Source organism: Serratia proteamaculans (genome assembly GCF_004684015.1).
Taxonomy (GTDB): Bacteria; Pseudomonadota; Gammaproteobacteria; order Enterobacterales; family Enterobacteriaceae; genus Serratia; species Serratia proteamaculans_F.
Genome location: NZ_SRIA01000010.1, coordinates 171318 through 191047 on the forward strand (window position 1 = coordinate 171318; position 19730 = coordinate 191047).

Annotated in this window: 20 protein-coding genes; 3 read left to right on the forward strand and 17 right to left on the reverse strand. The window is 54.7% G+C overall.

The window, feature by feature from the left end:
- Nucleotides 1–89 precede the first annotated feature (89 nt).
- Nucleotides 90–767: a fimbrial biogenesis chaperone gene (locus tag E5C26_RS07500; RefSeq protein ID WP_135315729.1), complete on the reverse strand. Its 678-nt coding sequence runs from the start codon at nucleotides 765–767 to the stop codon at nucleotides 90–92.
- Between the two features lie 89 nt (nucleotides 768–856).
- A complete protein-coding gene (locus E5C26_RS07505; protein WP_135315730.1) occupies nucleotides 857–1372 on the reverse strand; it encodes a fimbrial protein in 516 nt (171 codons plus the stop codon).
- 618 nt (nucleotides 1373–1990) lie between these two features.
- Between E5C26_RS07505 and E5C26_RS07510 the strand changes: the two genes are divergently transcribed.
- Nucleotides 1991–3295, forward strand: coding sequence for a methyl-accepting chemotaxis protein (locus E5C26_RS07510; protein ID WP_135315731.1), 1305 nt, complete (start codon nucleotides 1991–1993; stop codon nucleotides 3293–3295).
- A gap of 51 nt (nucleotides 3296–3346) precedes the next feature.
- Here E5C26_RS07510 and ybiO read toward each other — a convergent pair whose 3' ends face one another.
- The 8 genes from ybiO to rhtA all read right to left on the reverse strand — a co-directional run bounded on the left by ybiO (nucleotide 3347) and on the right by rhtA (nucleotide 11069).
- Nucleotides 3347–5557 carry a mechanosensitive channel protein gene (gene ybiO / locus E5C26_RS07515; RefSeq protein ID WP_135315732.1) on the reverse strand — a complete coding sequence of 737 codons (2211 nt, stop codon included), beginning with the start codon at nucleotides 5555–5557 and terminating at the stop codon, nucleotides 3347–3349.
- Nucleotides 5558–5711: 154 nt separating this feature from the next.
- The gene (glnQ, locus tag E5C26_RS07520; protein WP_012005910.1) at nucleotides 5712–6434 is read right to left on the reverse strand and encodes a glutamine ABC transporter ATP-binding protein GlnQ; all 723 of its coding nucleotides are present in this window, start codon (nucleotides 6432–6434) and stop codon (nucleotides 5712–5714) included.
- Nucleotides 6431–7090: a glutamine ABC transporter permease GlnP gene (gene glnP, locus E5C26_RS07525; protein ID WP_012005911.1), complete on the reverse strand. Its 660-nt coding sequence runs from the start codon at nucleotides 7088–7090 to the stop codon at nucleotides 6431–6433. The genes glnQ and glnP overlap by 4 nt, the downstream gene beginning before the upstream one ends.
- Before the next feature lie 105 nt (nucleotides 7091–7195).
- Nucleotides 7196–7939, reverse strand: coding sequence for a glutamine ABC transporter substrate-binding protein GlnH (gene glnH / locus E5C26_RS07530; protein ID WP_085115857.1), 744 nt, complete (start codon nucleotides 7937–7939; stop codon nucleotides 7196–7198).
- Nucleotides 7940–8286: 347 nt separating this feature from the next.
- Nucleotides 8287–8553, reverse strand: coding sequence for a DksA/TraR family C4-type zinc finger protein (locus E5C26_RS07540; RefSeq protein ID WP_012005913.1), 267 nt, complete (start codon nucleotides 8551–8553; stop codon nucleotides 8287–8289).
- Nucleotides 8554–8712: 159 nt separating this feature from the next.
- Nucleotides 8713–9216, reverse strand: coding sequence for a DNA starvation/stationary phase protection protein Dps (gene dps, locus E5C26_RS07545; protein ID WP_135315733.1), 504 nt, complete (start codon nucleotides 9214–9216; stop codon nucleotides 8713–8715).
- Nucleotides 9217–9568: 352 nt separating this feature from the next.
- Entirely contained in the window at nucleotides 9569–10036 is a 468-nt protein-coding gene (gene nanQ / locus E5C26_RS07550; protein WP_135315734.1) for an N-acetylneuraminate anomerase, read from the reverse strand.
- A gap of 145 nt (nucleotides 10037–10181) precedes the next feature.
- Nucleotides 10182–11069 carry a threonine/homoserine exporter RhtA gene (gene rhtA / locus E5C26_RS07555; RefSeq protein WP_135315735.1) on the reverse strand — a complete coding sequence of 296 codons (888 nt, stop codon included), beginning with the start codon at nucleotides 11067–11069 and terminating at the stop codon, nucleotides 10182–10184.
- 398 nt (nucleotides 11070–11467) lie between these two features.
- On the opposite strand from rhtA, the gene ompX reads away from it, so the two are divergent.
- Nucleotides 11468–11986 (forward strand): outer membrane protein OmpX, encoded by a 519-nt coding sequence (ompX, locus tag E5C26_RS07560; RefSeq protein WP_135315736.1) that lies wholly within the window; start codon nucleotides 11468–11470, stop codon nucleotides 11984–11986.
- 105 nt (nucleotides 11987–12091) lie between these two features.
- Here ompX and E5C26_RS07565 read toward each other — a convergent pair whose 3' ends face one another.
- Entirely contained in the window at nucleotides 12092–13075 is a 984-nt protein-coding gene (locus tag E5C26_RS07565) for a nitrilase family protein (protein ID WP_135315737.1), read from the reverse strand.
- 93 nt (nucleotides 13076–13168) lie between these two features.
- On the opposite strand from E5C26_RS07565, the gene E5C26_RS07570 reads away from it, so the two are divergent.
- Complete coding sequence (locus tag E5C26_RS07570) at nucleotides 13169–14047, forward strand: LysR family transcriptional regulator (RefSeq protein ID WP_135315738.1); 879 nt, start codon at nucleotides 13169–13171, stop codon at nucleotides 14045–14047.
- Here the strand turns inward: E5C26_RS07570 and E5C26_RS07575 are convergent.
- The 6 genes from E5C26_RS07575 to ltnD all read right to left on the reverse strand — a co-directional run bounded on the left by E5C26_RS07575 (nucleotide 14042) and on the right by ltnD (nucleotide 19687).
- Complete coding sequence (locus E5C26_RS07575; protein ID WP_135315739.1) at nucleotides 14042–14572, reverse strand: GNAT family N-acetyltransferase; 531 nt, start codon at nucleotides 14570–14572, stop codon at nucleotides 14042–14044. The two genes, E5C26_RS07570 and E5C26_RS07575, sit on opposite strands and share 6 nt — an antisense overlap.
- 51 nt (nucleotides 14573–14623) lie before the next feature.
- Nucleotides 14624–15994, reverse strand: coding sequence for a GntP family transporter (locus E5C26_RS07580; RefSeq protein ID WP_135315740.1), 1371 nt, complete (start codon nucleotides 15992–15994; stop codon nucleotides 14624–14626).
- 107 nt (nucleotides 15995–16101) lie between these two features.
- Nucleotides 16102–16878 (reverse strand): HPr family phosphocarrier protein, encoded by a 777-nt coding sequence (locus E5C26_RS07585; RefSeq protein WP_135315741.1) that lies wholly within the window; start codon nucleotides 16876–16878, stop codon nucleotides 16102–16104.
- Between the two features lie 3 nt (nucleotides 16879–16881).
- Nucleotides 16882–17514 carry a 3-oxo-tetronate 4-phosphate decarboxylase gene (gene otnC / locus E5C26_RS07590; RefSeq protein WP_135315742.1) on the reverse strand — a complete coding sequence of 211 codons (633 nt, stop codon included), beginning with the start codon at nucleotides 17512–17514 and terminating at the stop codon, nucleotides 16882–16884.
- Nucleotides 17511–18773, reverse strand: coding sequence for a 3-oxo-tetronate kinase (gene otnK, locus E5C26_RS07595; protein WP_312847925.1), 1263 nt, complete (start codon nucleotides 18771–18773; stop codon nucleotides 17511–17513). Before otnK ends, otnC begins: the two co-directional genes overlap by 4 nt.
- Nucleotides 18773–19687, reverse strand: coding sequence for an L-threonate dehydrogenase (gene ltnD, locus E5C26_RS07600; protein WP_135315744.1), 915 nt, complete (start codon nucleotides 19685–19687; stop codon nucleotides 18773–18775). Before ltnD ends, otnK begins: the two co-directional genes overlap by 1 nt.
- Nucleotides 19688–19730 lie beyond the last annotated feature (43 nt).

The window sequence follows — 19730 nt, forward strand, 5'->3', positions numbered from 1 at the left end:
TATACAGCTTTGAGGCCTCATCCTTTATATTTATGGGTTATTTACAGTGCCTGCGTTGATATCCATTCACAGTATGAAAGCGGTAAAGATTATATTTGGCTTTTTGCTGCTGCAGAAATATCACCGAAGTCGGTTATCGCCTGCCAGGTTACCTGGTGGGTCGATGCGCCATTCAATGGCCATGAGGTATTGGATAAAGGTGCTACCATGCCGGCATCTTTTATTTCATTACCGCCAATTTTTATGCTGTAAAAAGAAACATAATAAGGCGTTGGGTTATTTACCGTCAGCTGGTTGCCCTGGCGGCTGAATTTTAACTGCTTATAGGCTTCCGCCGAATTACCCTGCATTCCCGCCGGGCGGTAAAACAGTTTAAGGCGAGATTTAATCGATACCAGCAACTGATTTTCTTCCGATTTTAAGGTGCCCGGTGTGGATTTAACATCCAGCCAAAAAACAGACTCTCTGTCTTTAGGAATAGCGCTGCCCATATAAACAATACGTAAGTTTGTTTCCTGGCCAGGATCCAGTTTAAAAATTGGTGGCGTAATAACAAAAGTTTTTGCCTGTTGGCCGGCGTTGGCATTCTCAACCCAGGATTGAATCATATAAGGCGTGTCTTTCTCCGGATTTTTTACCGACAGCGTTTCTTCTTTGCTGCCTTCCTGGTAAATGACTCGGGTGGCGCCCACAATAATACCGGCCTGTGCCGCCGTGAATGTCGCCAGTAAACTAACGGCAATCAGTGATTTCCAAAATAGTTTCATGGTAATTCTCTTGTGAATTAAATGATGGATAAAATCAGATCGTGTTAATACAGTGGCGATAATGTATCGCCACTATTAACCAAATTTAATTAGTTGTAGTTGACGGTAAAGCTGGTGCTGGCATTGGCGTCACCACCGGTGACCGCAGCTTGGGTTGCCATATATTTGGCGGTAAAGTTATATACAGTGTCAGTCGTTGCACTCAACGTTTTTGCTGCTGATATGGCGTTTGGTGAAATTAACGTCTTACCATCGGCATCATAAAGTGCCAGGCCAATACCGGTTGCCGCAGTGCCTGAGCCACCAACAATTTTGAATAACTGGTTATTGTCGGCGTCCGGATTACCCGCGAAGGTAATAGTGGCCGTTGTTGCCGCTGCCGGGCAGCTACTTAGCGTTACGACTACCGGTTTGCCAAGGCTGGTCGCCCCAACATTACCCAGTGCGACTTTGCTGATTGCGCCCATTTGAACCGTTGATGAAGAAGCGGTTGCAGTACAAGCCGTTTCCAGCACCGAACCTTCAAAGTTAATTGTGCCATCGGCCGCATTGGCAGCAGAAATTACGCCTGAGAAAAGAGCTAAAGCAATTAGAGTTTTGTTCATGAAATTTACCTATCCCGACTTATTACGAATTGTTTAATTGCTTATCAATATAAGCAAAGTTTAATTCACAACCCATTCCCCGGTTGCTGAGATAAATAGTATAATTATTAGTCATTGCTTTATAGCTCTCTGAATCTGATTAGCGCATAGGAGTAATCCTATGCATGGGCATAGGCCTCTGACATTATTTCCTTACTGTTTTAATCAGGTATTTAGGACGGGTGAATACTATCTGGGGTGCAAATGATAACTCTGCCACAGCGTGCCGTGTGCGGCGTTGATGAAAGGCTAAACCGGCATGTTGAACTCGGCTCGGCATCTGCGATGCCGTTTATTTGACCGCTAAGGCTAAAGTTTTGTCTTTCCCTTTCAATTTCTGCAAGTTGCGTTATTCTCAATGGGTTATTCAATAATAAAAATCCTGATTTAATTATTTATTCAAAAAGTAATAGTTACCCTGCTAAATTGATAGATTTAATTCGGTTAATGCTGCCAGCCCGGAGGATAAGGCCTGCCTGTTGCTCTGGGGATGTACGATCGCGTGTGGGCGCGGCGTGCAGAAAAATAAAATGAAAAGCGTTGGTTCGCTAAATCATCTGCCAGAAGGACTCTTACCCTATGTTGTCACGATTCAGTCAGTTAAAAACCCACCGCCGTGCGGAGTTGAACGCAATAGAAAGCGCCGTTGCCATGATTGTGTTTAAACCCGATGGTAGTGTGCTGCGCGCCAATGATTTATTTCTGCAAACCATGGGCTTCCAGCGCCATGAAGTGCTCGGTCAACCGCACGCTATTTTTTGCGACCCGCAATATGCCGCGAGCGCGGCCTACCGCAAACACTGGGATAGGTTAAATCAGGGCAAATCGATTACCGATAATATCAAGCGCATTCGCAAAGACGGGGAAGTCGTATGGTTGCAGGGCACCTATACCCCGGTTTTGGACAAGCAGGGACGGGTGCTGGAGATAGTCAAAATAGCCAGTGTGGTGACCGAACGTATTACCCAGGCGCAAGAACATCAGAGTTTATTGGCAGCGTTAAATCGATCGATGGCGATGATCACTTTCAATGCAGAGGGAAAGATCCTCGACGCTAATGACAATATGTTGAATTTGATGGGTTATCGGCTGGAGGAGGCGCGCGGACAGTCGCATGGGGTGCTCTGCCCGCCCGAGTTTGCCGCCTCTGACGATTACCATCAGCACTGGCAGCGCTTGGCACGCGGCGAGTTTATTACCGGGCGTTTCGAACGTATGAACCGGCGCGGGGAACGGGTCTGGCTGGAAGCCAGTTATAACCCGATCCTCGATGGGGAGGGGCGGTTGGTGAAAGTGGTCAAAATCGCTCAGGACATTACCCAACTGATGATCCAGCAACAGCACGAGCAAGAGATGGTACGTCACGCGCATCATCTTTCTCTGGATACCGACAAAACCGCGGCGCAGGGAGCGGTGGTCGTGCAGCAGGCGGTCGCGGGCATGCAACAGGTGGAAGCGGCAGCGCGGGATACCTCTGCGGTGGTCAGCGAACTGGGCAAGGGGTCGCAGCAAATTGGCGCCATGGTGGAGGCGATCCGCAAGATTGCCTCGCAAACCAATTTGCTGGCAATCAATGCTTCTATTGAGGCCGCCCATGCGGGTGAGCACGGGCGCGGTTTTGCCGTGGTCGCCAACGAAGTGCGCACTCTGGCGGAACAGTCCCGCCAGGCGGCGACGGAAATAGAACGCATCACCAAAGCGATTCAACAGGGGGTGGCGGCAGCCATCGCCGGAATGGCGGTCTGTGTGGAACAAGCGGGTGGCGGCGTTGCCCTGACGCACGATGCCGGCGAGGTGATTAATCAGGTGAATGTGGGTATGCAGGACGTGGTGAAACTGATGCAGACTTTTGCCTCGGTAAAACAGCCAGAAGCGCTGCACTGAGGCCGGGGACGCTAACCCTGACCGCCAGGGTTAGCGTCTTTTCCTCTCAACTCATTTTGCTGCCGGGGGTTCTGAGCCTGGAGCATAAGAAAGCTGCATGGCCTGTTGTGGCATGGTGATATCGGCCTGGTCGAAATGCATTTTTACCAGGCGATCGAGCGCGTACTGCACCACCCACTGTTTCAACGCCTGAGTGCGAACGGTGACCCTAGTGGTGAAGGAACGGTCACCCAGCGCGACCACGCCGTTGAATACCGGTTCGCCGACCAGAAAGTGTTTCACCTGCTCGTCTTGTTTCAATGCATCAACGGCCTGATGCAACACTTCATGGACACGATCGATGTCTTCGTCGCGGCTAACACTGTAATTGGCACGGTAGACACCAAATTCACGCGCATAGTTGGCCAGCGTAGTGATCGAAGAAAAGGGAACGATGTGATACACGCCGTAGTCGTCCCGCAGACCGATTGAACGGATGGTCATGCGCTCCACCGTGCCGGTAATGCCGCTGACGGTGACATATTCGCCGGTATTCATGCCGTTTTCGAACTGGATGAAGACGCCGGTAATTACGTCTTTCACCAGCGTTTGCGCCCCAAAGCTGATAGCCAGCCCCAATGCGCCGGCACCGGCCAGCAGGGGCGCAATGTTAATCCCCACCTGTGACAGCACAATCATGATGGTAATGGTGCTGATGACTATCGCCAGAACGTTGCGAAACAGCGTCAATAAGGTTCGTTCACGCGCGCTCGGGCGAATACCGTTGCTCAGTTCCAATGCCAGACGGTGTTCGATAATGCTGGCCATCAGCGTCCAGCTGAACACCGCAATCACCACAATCAGCAGGATATGCACCAGCCCGCCAATGATCTTTTCACCGTTTTCGCTGCCGGCCCACTGGTACAAATTGATCAGATGCCAGGCGTCAAGCAGCAGCAGCGTCACCGCCAACACTACGATCACTCGCAGTATCTTCAGCCCATTGGGAATATAGGAGTTAATGCGCCGTTCCAGCATCGGGTAGCGCCGGTTGACATCATCCGGCAGTGAGATACGTCGGAAAATCCAGCGGGTCAGCATGCCGGAAAGCAGGGCGCCGAGGCCAACGACCACCAGGCTTTTCACCGTCGCGGTCATCATAAAGCGCAGACTGTTGCCGATATCAAACTGCGACAGTGCAAATAACACCAGGAAATAGGCGATCGCCAGCAGGTGCCAGACGTGACCCAGACCGCGCAAAATAATGCTGAAAAACGCCATGGATCGTTCGGCCAACAGGTTTATTTGCCGTTGTATCGGTTTGCGGTTACGCAGGATCAGTGCCACCGCATACAGCGTCAGAGCCAGCATGATAATCAGATTGGCTGCCGCCGCAGCCGGATAGCTGATTTGCGTCGCCACTACCGGTACCACCACCATCAGGCCATAGCCAATCAGGCCGCTTAGCCAGGCGAGACGCGGGTTCCAGTAGTGGGCGCTGGCATCGCTAAACGGGAAGGGGCGCAGATAATCGAAATTGGGCGCAAAAATCAGCCGCAGTACCGCCTTGAAGAATTCGATCACCGCAAAGGCGCTAAGAAACAGGGTTTGCAAACGCAGGATGGTCGCGCTGTCGGCATTCACATGGCGCGCAAACAGGTTGCCTGCCGCCAGCGCCAGCAGCAATACCAGCAGATCGACTGCGAAAGCACCGAGGATGGCCGTCGGCAGTTTATACCACGGCCCCTGCTGCAGTTTGGCGTTGTGTCCCCAGTTGCCCATGCGTTTGTACAGCGGGCGGATCAGCCGACGGATCAGATGGAAGATGGCGAAAGTCACCGCGACCGTCAGCAGAAAATAGCCCAGGGCGCGGAAAAAACTGTCGGGATTAAAACTGCGTTTTGGCCCCGAGTCGATCAGCTTTTGGAGTGAGTTCAGCCTTTGATTGACGTTGCTGATGCTCCCTTGTGCCAGACTGCTCAGATTGTCGCTCAGCGACTCGGGCGTTTCTGACGCTTCGGTTTTCGGCGGGCTTTTGGCAGATCCATTTGCTGCCTGTCTGAGGTGGTCGATCAGCGCAGCGCGGGCCTTGTCGTCTTGCAGGATATCCGCCAGCGCGGCGTAAGACGCTTTTTGCTGTTGGTCTTGATCAACGGGAGCGGCATTCTGCGCGGGTTGCGCCATCGCCAACGGGGAAACTGCGCAGGCTATCAACAACAGTAGCAGGGGGAACCAACGTTCTCGCAGATGAGAACCGAATCGGGAGCATGCGGTTGCGGGCATTTATCCTCTCTTGGGGCTCTGTAAATCGGCGGATTAAAGACAAATGTTAATAAAAACAAGCAATATAGTAGGAAATGATACGAGGCGGGGAGTGGGAACGCGTGCTAAATAGAAACGGCGGGCGCTGAGTACGCCCGCCGTTGAACAGGATAAATCAGGAAACGTGCTGCAGGAACTCTTTCAAACGTGGGCTTGGCGGGTTGTTGATCAACTCGTGAGGGTTGCCATCTTCCGCAATCCGTCCCTTATCAATAAAGATCAGCCGTGACGCCACTTTTTCGGCAAAGCCGACTTCGTGGGTGACGATCACCATGGTCATGCCTTCTTCCGCCAGATCCTGCATGACCTTCAGCACTTCATGGCGCAGTTCCGGGTCAAGCGCCGAGGTAGGCTCATCGAACAGCATCATTTTCGGCTTCACCGCCAGCGCACGGGCGATAGCCACGCGTTGTTGCTGGCCGCCGGAAAGCTCGGAAGGATAGTGGTGCGCACGCTCCGCCAGGCCCACTTTGGCCAGCAGGTCACGAGCCAGCTTTTCCGCATCCGACTTTTTCAGTCCGCGTACGCGTATCGGGCCAAAGGCGACGTTTTCCAGCGCGGTCAGGTGTGGGAACAGGTAAAACTGTTGGAACACCATACCGGCTTCCTGACGGATCAAGCGATCGTCAACCTTGGGATCGTTGGCTTTCAGGCCGTCGACGATCAGATCGCCGCTGGTGATCTCTTCGAGCTTGTTGATACAGCGCAGCAGCGTTGATTTGCCGGAGCCGGAAGGCCCGATAATCACCACCACTTCACCCTGGTTAATTTTCAGGTCGATGTTGTGCAGCACCTGGGTTTGCCCGAAGTGCTTGGAGACGTTTTTAAATTCAATCACAGGATTTTCATCCTTCTTTCCAGACGACGCAGCACGAAGCTCAGCACCAGGGTAATAATCAGATAAATAACTGCCACGGCGCTCCAGATTTCCAGCGCGCGGAAGTTACCGGCAATAATCTCCTGACCCTGACGGGTCAGTTCCGCCACGCCGATCACGATAAACAGCGAGGTGTCTTTAATGCTGATGATCCACTGGTTACCCAGCGGTGGCAGCATGCGGCGCAGCGCCAGCGGCATGATGACATAGCGGATGGTTTCGCGGCGCGACAGGCCCAATGCCAGGCCGGCCTCGCGGAAACCGCTATGAATCGACAGCACGGCACCACGGGTAATTTCCGCAATATAGGCCCCGGAGTTGATCATAATGGTGACCACCGCCGCGCTGAAAGGATCGATGCGTAAATCGCTGAACGCCATCGGCAGGGCGAAGTAGATAAACATCACCTGCACCACGATTGGCGTACCGCGGATAACTTCAATGAATACCAGAGCCACGTGGTTGGCAATCCAACCGCCGTAGGTACGGGCAAAGCCGGCAACCAGGCCAATGATCAGGCCACCAATCAGACCGAGGACCGAAATCCACAGGGTCATTTTGGCGCCTTCTAACAGGATGGGGATGGCGGGCCAGATGGCGCTCCAGTCGAACTGCATGGTGTTTTCTCCCGGTGTTCCCAAACGTGGGAATCAGATACAACAAAGCGCAGGGGCTAAGACACCACCCCTGTGCTCAAGTGAATCAGTGACTGATTTCATCCGTTATTTAGGTTCGGTACCGAACCATTTTTTGTAGATTTCGTTATAGGTGCCGTTGTCGCGCAGCGTTTTCAGTGCGCCATTGACCTTCACGCGCAGCTCGTCGCTGCCTTTCGGGAAGGCGATGCCGTATTGCTGAGCTTCCAGTGATTCACCGACGGTTTTGAACTTGCCTGCGCCGGCAGTTTTGATGAAGTACAGGATGTTTGGCGTGTCGTGCAGTACTGCGTCGGCGCGCTTGGTGCCCAGTTCCATATAAGCGTTATCGATGTTCGGGAACTGACGCAGGTCCTTGGTTTTGATGTGTTGCTTGGCGTAATCAACGGAACCGGTGCCGCTCTTCACCGCCACCACTTTACCGTTCAGATCGTCAATGCCCTTGATGCTGTTGTCGTTGGCATTCACCATCACCAGCAGGCCGCTTTTGTAGTAGCCGTCGGAGAATTCGATGGCTTTTTTACGTTCTTCGGTAATGGTGATACCGGCCAGCGCCAGATCGATATTTTTGGTTTGCAGTGCCGGGATGATACCGCTGAAATCCATTGGCTTCAGGGTGTAATCCAGTTTCAGTTCCTTGGCGATAGCGGCCCACAGGTCGATATCGAAGCCAACGTATTTATCGCCTTGTTTGAACTCAAAGGGAACGAATGCGGTGTCGGTGGCGACGACCAGTTTGTCTGCTGCGTGGGAGCTTACGGCAAAGGCCAGCGAAAGGGCGGCCAGGGAGACTTTAAAAATTGACTTCATGAGAGGAATTTCCTGTACAGGTTGCGGATTACCCATTTTTTATATTGCAGTTGGTGCCATGAAAGAATCGTGCCATGTTTTCAACCACTATAAAAACAAAGAGTTATGCTGTGGTGTTGTGTTTGAAGATCGAATTATTATTTTCATGCACCAAATTGAGGCCCCAAAATGGTGCCTTTGGCCGCCTGTTGGTGCAGAGGTCTATCATTAACCAAATAATGGCGCTGAAACAACCGATAGTTAACCATTTCGCTTCAATACTGATAACTAACTCTAACTTTTGTGCCGCAATGCTGTTGCATTTGGTGCAGGAGTGTTCAGTTTGGGGGGGGCTGGCACTTATGAGCTTAGCGCAGTTGGCTGTCTTTGCTGCCGCGGCGGTTATATAAGCTGCTCGCCGCCTGTTTTTTATCCAGCTCGGTTTGGCAGGCCAGACAATAGCGCACGCCTTTCAGCGCTTGCCGACGGGCTAAAGGAATTTCTTCCCCGCATTCCTGGCAATAATGCTCGCTTTCGCCACGGCCCAGCGCCTGCCTGGCACGTTGTACGGCATCATCCACGGTGGAATCGATTTGATCCTGCACGGCGCCTTCCGCCGCCCATCCGCTTGCCATAGTCACCTCACTTTTGTGGTGCTGCCCATTGTCTGTTTTATCTACTATGGGCGGTTTTTTGAGCAATTCAAGCCGTGTAAAAAGAAAAACAGGCCGGAGCGAAAGCCCTCAGCCTGCCGAGTCCCGCGATGCGGGCCGCTTTGATCGGTACTATCGGAGTTATTCGATGTTGGACTCGATAAACCACAGGAACTTGTCCAGATCGCGGGATGCGGCGGTGAACATATCCGCGGTATCTTCATCCGCAACTTCAGTGATGGCCTTGCGAATGTCATTGGCCACCACGCCGTAGCGATCGGCCAGCGCTTTCAGATGTTCCTGCACGCTGTGGATATTGGTTGGATAGCTTTTCAGCGGGGTCTTGTCGTTCACCACCTGCACGGTGCCCAAGGCGATGCCGCCCAACTGTACGATACGCTCGGCAAAAGTATCCTGATGATCGATGATCGCCGTACGGAACCCGTCCAGCATTTCATGAACGGCAATAAAGTTGGCGCCGCGCATGTTCCAGTGGGCCTGTTTGGTGATCAACGACAGGTCGATAAACTGGATAACCTGGCGGTTCAGCGCCTTGATGGCGTCCAGCTTGGTTTTTTCGTCCATGTCATTGCGAGTGTAAAGCAGCTCAGAAGATTTCGTTTTCACCAGTTTAGCGGTACTCATATCAGATCTCCTCTTGTTGTAGCGTTGTCCTGTTTCGGTACGGGGTTATTATAGCAATGATAGAGGCTTTTGCCGGACGAAAATGGCTATTTTATAAATAGGAAGTAACGAATTGAATATAAGCAACAAGAAGCGTGGAGTTGTTGGGTTAAATTATAATTAATTGAATTTAAATGATATTTATAGATTTTTTGATTTTATTTTAGTTGCTTTCCGTAATAATTTATAAATGTCATTTATCACCATGATTATTTTATTCCTTTCGGATGAATCTGCCTTTCTCATTTAAATTCCAGCACCAAGGTCAGGGTTAAAACGGCGAGAAAGCCGGCCGAATCGACCGGCTGACCTGTCACAGCAACAGGCTGTAATGCATTTTAACCACCGCTTTTTTGATCAGCATCGGTGCATTCAACTGGCATCCGACCTGATGCGGTTCATGAGGGAAAAATATGGCGTACATACCCGGGAACATCGTCAGCGTCTGGCGATGACGGATGATATCCAACAGTTGCAAATCCTGAGCTTCGTCATAGGGCAATTCGCTTTGCCAGTCACCCAGCATGCCGTAATCAATTCGTTCTTCACCACTGATTAGCAGATGTATTTCGGCATATTCCTGATGCAGCTTTGCGCGCCGGGTTTCCGTCGGCCCGGTGGTGAGCGTCATCACTTCCATAAAAATCTTTTCACCGTCAATCTCATGCCGCTCCAGTGCCAACTCAGGCAGATCGTATTGACGAAGGGCGGTGAGGGTTTCATTCAGTATCGGTGACAGCCCACGACCGTAGCGTGGGTTAAACAGAGTGTTATAGATCACTTTTATTCTCCATGTGTTGAACCCTGCCGGGTTCGGTTCCATAAAACGTGGGGGATATTGCGCGGAAAAGTATGCCTGTTTGCCAGTATGAAAACAGTTAACCCGCCTGCATTCCGCTTTTGGCAAATGCAGGCGTAGCCGATCCTCAGGACAGCTTTTCGATTTGTGGTTTTGGCCTGATGGTCAGGGTGGCACCCATGGAGGCTGCGATGATCGCTGCCAGTGCCAGCCATTGCACCGTTGTCAGGTGTTCATTAAGGAACAACATGCCAGACAACGCCGCCATCGCCGGTTCCAGGCTCATCAGGGTACCGAAGGTACGCGCCGGAATTTTCGGCAATGCGATGATTTCCAGGGAATAGGGTAGCGCCGTGGACAAAATGGCCACCGCCAGTGCGACAGGCAGGATGTCGATATTCAGTAACGCGCTGCCGGTTTGCCAGGCACCAATCGGGCAGAACACCACGGCGGCGATCAGGGAACCGACGGCTACGGTGCCCGGCCCGTGGTCACCCCCTGCTTTTTGGCCGCAGATAATATAGACCGCCCAACAGGCACCGGCACCCAACGCACAGGCCGCACCCACGGGATCGATGCTGCCCATGTCATGGCCCAGTGGTAACAGGAACCATAATCCGGTAATCGCCAATGCGACCCACAAGAAGTCGATTGGGCGGCGCGACGAGAACATGGCGACCGCCAGCGGCCCGGTGAACTCCAGGGCGACGGCGATACCCAACGGCAGGGTGCGCAGAGAAAGATAGAACAGATAGTTCATCGCCCCCAATGTCAGGCCATAGATAAATAGTGGCAGACGGCTGCCGGCGGCGAAACGCATGCGCCATGGGCGGAAGATAATAAACAGGATCAGTGTGCCGATACTCAGGCGCAGCGTGGTGATGCCTTCAGCACCGACCAGCGGGAACAGGCTTTTAGCCAGCGAAGCCCCGGTCTGAATCGACACCATGGCAACAATTAGCAAACAGATAGGCAGCAGCGTGGAAGACGCTTTAGCGGTTGCAGACGAGGACATCCTTAAGAGCCTTTTATGGGGTTCCCGCTATCAGGGAAGACTGTCGATATTCGGATGACGGCAGTGTAAATGAAATGAGCTAAATGTGTCTGAGAAAAGCGTTCGCAACTCAGAAAAGCGCCAGATTTAGGACGGCCAGCTGGGTTTTGTGCTCAAAAAGTGCGCTTTTTTTAAGAATCGTCTGGATATTAAATAGGTGATTCTTGTCACAGAAACGAGTAGAATGCGGCTCGAAAATAGAGCGAAAAGAAGAAGATACACTGTTCTTGAAATCTAATGTTACACGATATAAAGCATTAGACACTCATTTTAAGGCAGAGTTTCACGCTAATTTTTGTTATATTTTCAATGCATGAACAAATGGATTTACTTAAAAATATAACGCGTTTGAGGTGGTTATGAAAAAAATTGCATGTCTTTCCGCAGTAGCAGCCTGTGTATTAGCAGTAACCGCAGGTACCGCATTCGCTGGCCAGAGCACCGTATCCGCAGGCTATGCGCAGGGTGATCTCCAAGGCGTTGCCAACAAAGCCGACGGTTTCAACCTGAAGTACCGTTACGAGTTCGACAACAACCCACTGGGTGTGATCGGTTCCTTTACCCACGTGGAAAAGAACGGTTCTGAGAACGGTTACTACGGTAAAGCTCAGTACAACTCTATCACTGCCGGTCCAGCTTACCGCTTCAACGACTGGGCAAGCATCTACGGTGTGATCGGTGTTGGCTACGGCAAAAACATCGACAATGCCCAAAACGGTACCGACCGTAACGGCAGCAGCGACTACGGCTTCACCTACGGTGCAGGCCTGCAGTTCAACCCAATCCAGGACGTAGCTCTGGATGTGGGTTACGAGCAGAGCCGTATCCGCAGCGTTGACGTTGGTATCTGGAGCGTTGGCGTAGGCTACCGTTTCTAAGATTTCTTCACGCCTACGGGTGTGAGCGTGTGGCGCAGTTGGCCGCATCAGATAAAAATCCGCCCTCGGGCGGATTTTTTTTTGCCTGTCATTCGGCGCGGGTCACTACTTGCCCAGTTTCTGGGCCGGCTCTGATGAAAAGCGTGCGCTGCGGGCATCCCGCTCGTAACCCTGTGGCTGGGTGAGAATGCCATACAGCGCCGGCCGACGGCCATGGATCCAGCGGCGTCCGGTACTGAGCGGGATCAGCGACAGATCCAGTTCGGCCGTGACCATCCGATCTTCCGCCGCCCAGGTTTCCGCCAAAATACGGCCATAGGGGTCGAGGACCATCGCATTGCCGGTGCGAACTTCGTCGTCATCGCGGCCCACACCATTGCTGAACAGAACAAACAGGCCATTGTCATGAGCGCGAGCCGGCAGCCAGCGCAGTAGCCAGCCGCGGCCATGTTCGCCACGGAACGCCGCTTCTATCGCCGCCGGATTTGTCTGCCGCTGTTGCCAGACTTCCAGCGGAATGGGCTTCATGCCGTGCGGGCTGCGGGAATGGGTGCCGCCCGTTTGATGCGGAGCCAGCAGGACTTCAGCCCCCAGTAAAGCGGTCGCCCGCACATTCTCTACCAGGTTATTGTCCCAACAGATCAACACTCCCATTCTTACCCCCCATGGGGTGTCAAAGACGGTGAAGCTGTCGCCGCTGGCTATCGCCGGGTGTTCAAAGGCATGCAATTTTCGGTGTACGTGAAGCTTGCCATCGGGCAGGCAAACCGCATAGGCATTGTAATATTTGCCGTCTTCACCCTGTTCAATCAGCCCAACACCGATCGCCATGTTATAGCGCTCCGCCAGCGGACGAATACGTGCCAGTGAAGGGCTGGTGGCGATCGGCTCCGCCAGTGCGCCAATTTCGCCGGCGCTGAGGTGTCGAACGTGCCAATAGCCGGTAATGCACATCTCCGGGAAGGTCAGCACCTGGATTTGTTCGGCGGCGGCGCGAGCGATAAAGCCCTCGATCACCGACAGGTTGTAATTTTTATCGTTGGCGCGATGCTGGAACTGCACCGTCGCGGCGCGCAGAGAGTTTGTCATAGGGTTACCTTTGGTCGTTGTCTGGCGTTGATTACAGCAAAGCTATTGATTACTGTATAATCAATAAAATTCCTTATTTGATAACCTAATGGAATGGATATTCGACAACTGCGCGCCTTTGTGGTGCTGGCCGAACAGGGCAATTATCGTCTGGCGGCGGAACGGCTGTGTATCACCCAGCCGGCGCTGAGCAAACAGATCCAATCGCTGGAAGCGCTGCTGGGTGCCCGGTTATTTAACCGTGGCCGCCAGGGGGCGCAGCTCACCGCCAGCGGACAGCGGCTCTATCCCGAGGCGCAGGCGCTGGTCGGTCAGCATTTACAGTTTCAACAGCGTGCTTTGAGGATCGTGCAAGGCGAAGCGGGGCGGTTGGCTATCGGGTTCGGGCTGTCCAGTTTTCACCTGGCACCGCAACTGGTTGCCGCCTTCCGCCTGCGTTTTCCCGAGGTTGCCGTGGGGCTGGAAGATTTGCCTTCGGAGCAGCAGTATCAGCTGTTATTGCAAGGAGAATTACAGGTGGGTTTTGTACGGTTACCTGTCAGCAAGCCGCTGCGGGCCAGCGCGCTGCTGAGCGACCGGTTGGTGCTGGCGGCACCCGCTGCGCTGGCGCTGAAGGCAGAAACGATCATCGGGCAATTCAATACCCTGCCGCTGTTGCAACTGACGCCAAAACGCGGACGCGGTCTGAGCGAACAGTCGCTGCGTTTTATTGCCGCCCATCAACTGACGCCCAATGTGGTGCAGCAGGCGGGGGATATCCAGACGCTGTTGGCGCTGGTTGCCGCCGGCATTGGCGTTGCCCTGTTGCCGCACAGCGTCAGCCATATTATTCCGGTGGGTATCGATATTCTGCCGCTGAGCGGGGAACAGACCGAGTGGCAGGTCGGCATTGCCTGGAACCCGCAGCAGGTTGATGCGCTGCGGGATAATTTTATTCAGGTTGCCCAGGCCACGGCAACGGCGAGTTTATAGTGGGCAGTGCATCACCAGTATCGGGTTCTGATGGTATTCGCTGCGATGGCTTTCACTAAAACCGACTTTTTTCGCCAGTGCCACGGAAGCCTGGTTATCCGGCGAAATAATACAGACCGCCTTATCGCCCGGTAAATGGTCTTTCCCCCAGGCCAGGGCCGCCCGCAACGCTTCGGTGGCATAGCCTTTGCCCTGCGCCGAGGTCACCAGCGTCCAGCCCATCTCCGGGGCGTCGAGTGCCGGGGTGATATGCCGCTGGAAGTCAGAAAAGCCGATGCCGCCGAGGTAAGCGCCGCTGACTTTATCGCGCACTGCCCAATAGCCATAACCTAATAACGCCCAGTGACCGACGTAACGCATCAGCCTGCCCCAGGAGTCTTCCCGATCTCTTGGCGTGCCACCGATGTAGCGCACCACTTGAGGATCGGCCCACATGGCGGCCAATGAATCAAAATCGTCCAGTGTGTGGGCATCCAGGCGTAAACGTTCGGTGAGCAACTGCGGTGCGGCGGTAATAAGCGTCATTATTTTTTCCTGCACAGAGCCAATGGCGGTCTGTGCAGTATGCCAGAGAAATTACGCCACCAGCCACAGTAACCAGGTGAACAGGAAACCACTCAGGCCAAGAATAGTGGTCAGTACCGTCCAGGTTTTCAGCCCGTCGGCGACGGAGAGGCCGAGGTATTTGGTGACGATCCAGAAGCCGGAGTCATTCACGTGCGACAGCCCCAGCCCGCCGAAGCAGGTGGCCAGGGTAACCAGCACCAACTGCAGATGATTGAGTCCGCTGACCGCTTCCGACAGCAGCCCGCCGGTCGTCAGGATAGCCACGGTGGCGGATCCCTGTGAGGCTCGCAGGGCCAGCGAGATAATAAACGCCGCCGGGATCAACGGCAGGCCAATGGTGGTCAGCACCTCCGCCAATGCCTTGCCCACGCCGGACTCCACCAGCACCTTGCCAAACACGCCACCGGCACCGGTCACCAGGATCACTACCGCGGCGGTGGGCAGCGCGCCGCCCATCACGTCGCTGGTGTGTTGCAGGCTCCAGCCACGACGAATGGCCAGGAAATAGAACGCCAACAGCAGGGCGATCATCAGTGCCACCGCCGGGGAACCGATCAGCGATAAAGTGTCACGCAGAGCTGAACCTGGCTCAAGCAAAGTGGCGGAAACGGTACCCAGCATGATGATCGCGATAGGGATGACGATCAGCGTGGCCACCAGCCCGGCACCGGGTGGGTTGATGCGATCGCTTAACGGCGCTTTGCCTGCAGGAGCCGGTTCGGGGGCCGCCAGCTGCAGCTGCTCCAGCACTTCAATCGATAACGGATAGGACTTGCGGTTCAGCCATTTGGCGGTGAAGTAGCCGATAACACCGACCGGAATGCAGATAGCCAGGCCGATAATGGTCAGCCAGCCGATGTCGGCACTAAGTAACCCTGCCGCGGCTACCGGACCAGGGTGCGGCGGCAGGGCGACGTGTACGGTCAGCATCACGCCGGCCATTGGCAGGCCGAATTTCAGCGGGGAAACTTTGGCCACCTTGGCAAAACCGTAAATGATCGGCGCCAAAATGATAAAGCCGACGTCGAAGAACACCGGAATACCGAGAATAAACGCGGCGATGGTTAGCGCAGCGATAGTCCGTTTTGGCCCTAAAGCCTGGCTAAAGCGCTGGGCCAGCGACTCGGCCCCGCCGGAATGCTCGATCATTCTGCCGAGCATGGCCCCCAGACCGATAATAATGGTTACCGATCCCAACACGCCGCCCATTCCGGCGGTCATCACTTTCATCACTTCGCCGGTCGGAATGCCACTGGCCAGCGCCACCAGCAGGCTGACCACCAACAGGGCGACAAAGGGCTGGATCTTGGCCTTGATCACCATCAGCAGGAGCAGCACTACGCCTAATACGGCAATTATCAAAAGCAGGGAAGTCGACATGAGGTAGCCTTTAATCGGGTAAGAGTCAGGCACCGCGATCGCCGGCTGGCGATACGGGTGCGTTTAATTTTTATGTTGTTGCTGTGCAGGTACGGAAGAGTGGCCTGTTACCGATAAGGCCTTATCCAGCCCAGCCCGGCGCGGGTATCGCCACGCGGTTTGTACTCGCAACCAATCCAGCCGGTATAACCGAGGCGGTCCAGTTGGGCGAACAGCCACGGATAATTCAGTTCGCCATCGTCCGGTTCATGGCGTTCCGGCACCGAAGCAATCTGAATATGGGCGTAGCGGCCGGCCAGTGCGGTCATCAGGCCGCTGATATTGCCGTCGACCAATTGCGCATGGAAAAAATCGAACTGGATAAACACATTTGGGCGCTCGACGGCTTCGACCAGTTTTGCAGCCTGATGCTGGCTGGAGAACAGGTAGTTGGGCTTAACCTGCGGGCTGAGCGCTTCGATCAGTACCTTGATGCCGTGCTGGGCGAAGCTGTCGGCGGCGTAGCGGATATTATCGATAAAGGTATCGCGGTAGCGTTGCCAGTCTTCGCCGGGCGGAACCACGCCGGCCATGACGTGTACGCTGGGGCAGTTCAGCGCAATGGCATAGGCTAGCGCACGGTCAATATCGGCCCGTGCATCCTGTTCGCGGCCCGGTAGCGCCGCCAGCCCCCATTCACCGGCTTCGGCATTGCCGGGCGCGGTATTAAACAGCACCTGCTGCAGGCCGTGACGCTGCAGCTTTTCCGCCAGCAGCTCGGCCGGATAGTCATAGGGGAACAGGAACTCCACCGCAGTAAAACCTGCGGTGGCCGCGGCTTCGAACCGCTCCAGGAACGGCAGTTCGGTAAACATCATCGATAAATTGGCAGCAAATTTAGGCATGATTCAGCTCCGTAGCTCGGCAATCTCATCATCGGTCAAATAACGAATCGGGCGTTTGCCGAGGGTGAAAATCAGCTTCGCCGCATCTTCCATCTCTTCGGTGTTGTCCGCCGCTGCACGTAGATCCTTACCGGTGACCACCGGGCCGTGATTGGCCAGCAAAAAAGCACGGTGCGTTGGTGCCAGCCTGGCCAGATCTTCCGCCAGTCGCAAGTCACCGGGGCGATAGTAAGGCACCACCGGTACCTTGCCGACCCGCATCACCACATAAGGGGTGAAGGGTTTGATGGCATTCTCCATATCCAGCCCCTGCAGGCAGGACAGGGCGGTGAGATAGGTACAGTGCAGGTGCACCACCGCTTTGCATTCCGGGTTGTTCAGATACAGCGCGCGGTGGAAACTGATCTCTTTTGAGGGTTTATCCCCGGACAGCCATTCGCCGCTCAGGCTGACTTTCGACAACCGCTCGGCCTGCAGTTCACCCAGGCAGGAGCCGGTGGGGGTGGCCAGTAGCGTGCCATCCGCCAATAACAGCGAAAGGTTACCGGCAGACCCGGTGGCGTAGCCACGCTGAAAGAATGAGGCCCCCAAACGTACCATTTCTTCACGTGCCTGTTGTTCAGTGGTCAGTGTCATAGGGGGAACTCCGTTTGCGCCCGGGCGAAAAAGTTTTCATCGCCAAAATTGCCCGATTTCAGGGCCAGTGAAATAGACTGATCGATGGCACGGACCCAGGGCACACCGGGAGAAATGCAGGGGCCAATGTGGAAACCGCGAATGCCCAGAGCCTGCGTCACTACGCCGGAGGTTTCGCCGCCGGCGACGATAAAGCGGCTGAAACCCCGTTGCTGGAGCTGCTTGACCACCCCGGCGAACAGCGACTCCACCGCCTGACTGGCGACGGCCATGCCGTATTGCTGCTGCACCTGTTGCAGTTTTTCCGGCTCTGCGGTGGCGTACAGCAGAGGAGCCAAAGGGGCATTCGCCTGCTGTTGCACCCAGTCGGCCAGTTCGGTGGCATACTGCGTGCGGTCAGCGTCGTTCAGGCAACGTGCCACGTCGATAGCCATAGCGGCCGCCTGCTGACGGTAACACGCCACCTGCCGATTGGTCATAGTGGAGCAGGAGCCGGATAACACCACTGCTTTTTCCCCTTTCGGTGAACCTGCCGCCTGTGGGCGGCCTTGCCCCGGTTGTGCCCATTGACGCGCCAGGCCGATAGCCAGGCCGGACCCCCCGGTCACCAGCTTCATATTTTTCAGCGCTTCACCCTGAGTCAGCAAATGCTGTTCATTCAGCGTATCCAGCACGGCGTAACGCACGCCCTGTTGCGCCAACAGCCGCAGTTTTTCAGCCACCGCTCCGGCACCGCGATCCATTTCTGCGGCGTTAACCAGCCCACAGTTTCCCTGAGCTTGTGCTTCCATCAGCCGTAGCAGGTTACTGTCGGTCATCGGCGTCACCGGATGGTGGCGCATGCCGGATTCTGCCAGCAACTGATCCGACACGAATAGATAGCCCTGATATACGGTACGGCCATTCACCGGCAACGCGGGTGAGATCACCGTCTGGCTTTCACCCAATGCATTAAGCAGCGCGTCAGTCACCGGGCCGATATTTCCCTGCGCGGTGCTGTCGAAGGTTGAACAATATTTGAAGTAAAATTGTCGGCAGCCCTGGCGTTGCAGCCAGGCCAGCGCCTGTAACGACTGCTCAACCGCCTGTGCCGCCGGGCAGGAGCGTGATTTCAGGCTGATAACCACCGCCTGCGCGTCGATCGGCAGGTCATCCTGCGGCACGCCGTTCAATTGCACCGTCGACAGGCCGTTTTCCACCAAGAAACTGGCAATATCGGTGGCTCCGGTAAAATCATCTGCAATGACGCCGAGCAGCATTATGCGTTCTCCTTCTTTTGCGGCAGGTCGATACCGGCGAAGATCTTGATCACCGCGCTGTCGTCCTCTTTACCGAAACCGGCATTGCTGGCGGCGATGAACATATTGAAGGCGGTGGAGGCCAGCGGCAGTGGGAAATGCAGCGCTTTGGCGGTATCTGCCACCAACCCCAGATCCTTCACGAAGATATCAACTGCCGATTTAGGCGCATAGTCACCGTCAACCACGTGGCGCATGCGGTTCTCGAACATCCATGAGTTACCGGCGGCGTGGGTGACCACATCGTACATCACGTCCAGTGGAATACCGGCGCGGGCGGCCAGCGCCATGGCCTCGGCCCCGGCGGCGATATGTACCCCGGCCAGCAGTTGGTGGATGATTTTCACCGTAGCTCCCAGACCAATCTCTTCGCCAATGCGATAAACCTTGCCGGCAATGGCGTCCAGCACCGGTTGCAACTGGTGAAAAGTGGATTCGGCACCGGAGGCCATCACCGTCATCTGGCCTTCGGCAGCCTTGGCTGCACCACCGGAAACCGGGGCGTCCAACATGTTCAGGCCCAGGGCCAGCAACTGCTGTTCGATCTGTTTGGCATCGGCGGCGGAAATGGTGGAGGACACCATCACCGGCGTATTTGGTTTCAGCTTCGCGGCCAGGCCGTTATCACCGAACAGGATCTGTTTCACCTGGGCGGCGTTGACCACCAGCAGTAACAAGGCATCGATCTCGGCAGCGAAGTCGTCTGCACAGGTAGCCGCCTGTTTGGCCCCGGCCTGTTGCAATGCAGCCAGCGCCTGTGGGTTAAGATCGACGCCGTAGGTCGTCAGCCCGGCATTAATGCACGACTTTGCCGCCCCCATGCCCATCGAACCTAAGCCTACGATGCAAACTGCAAAATCCCCTGGCTGTGTCATACGGTACCTCGTGTTAATTTTAGTGATAATTTGTTTTGTTGTG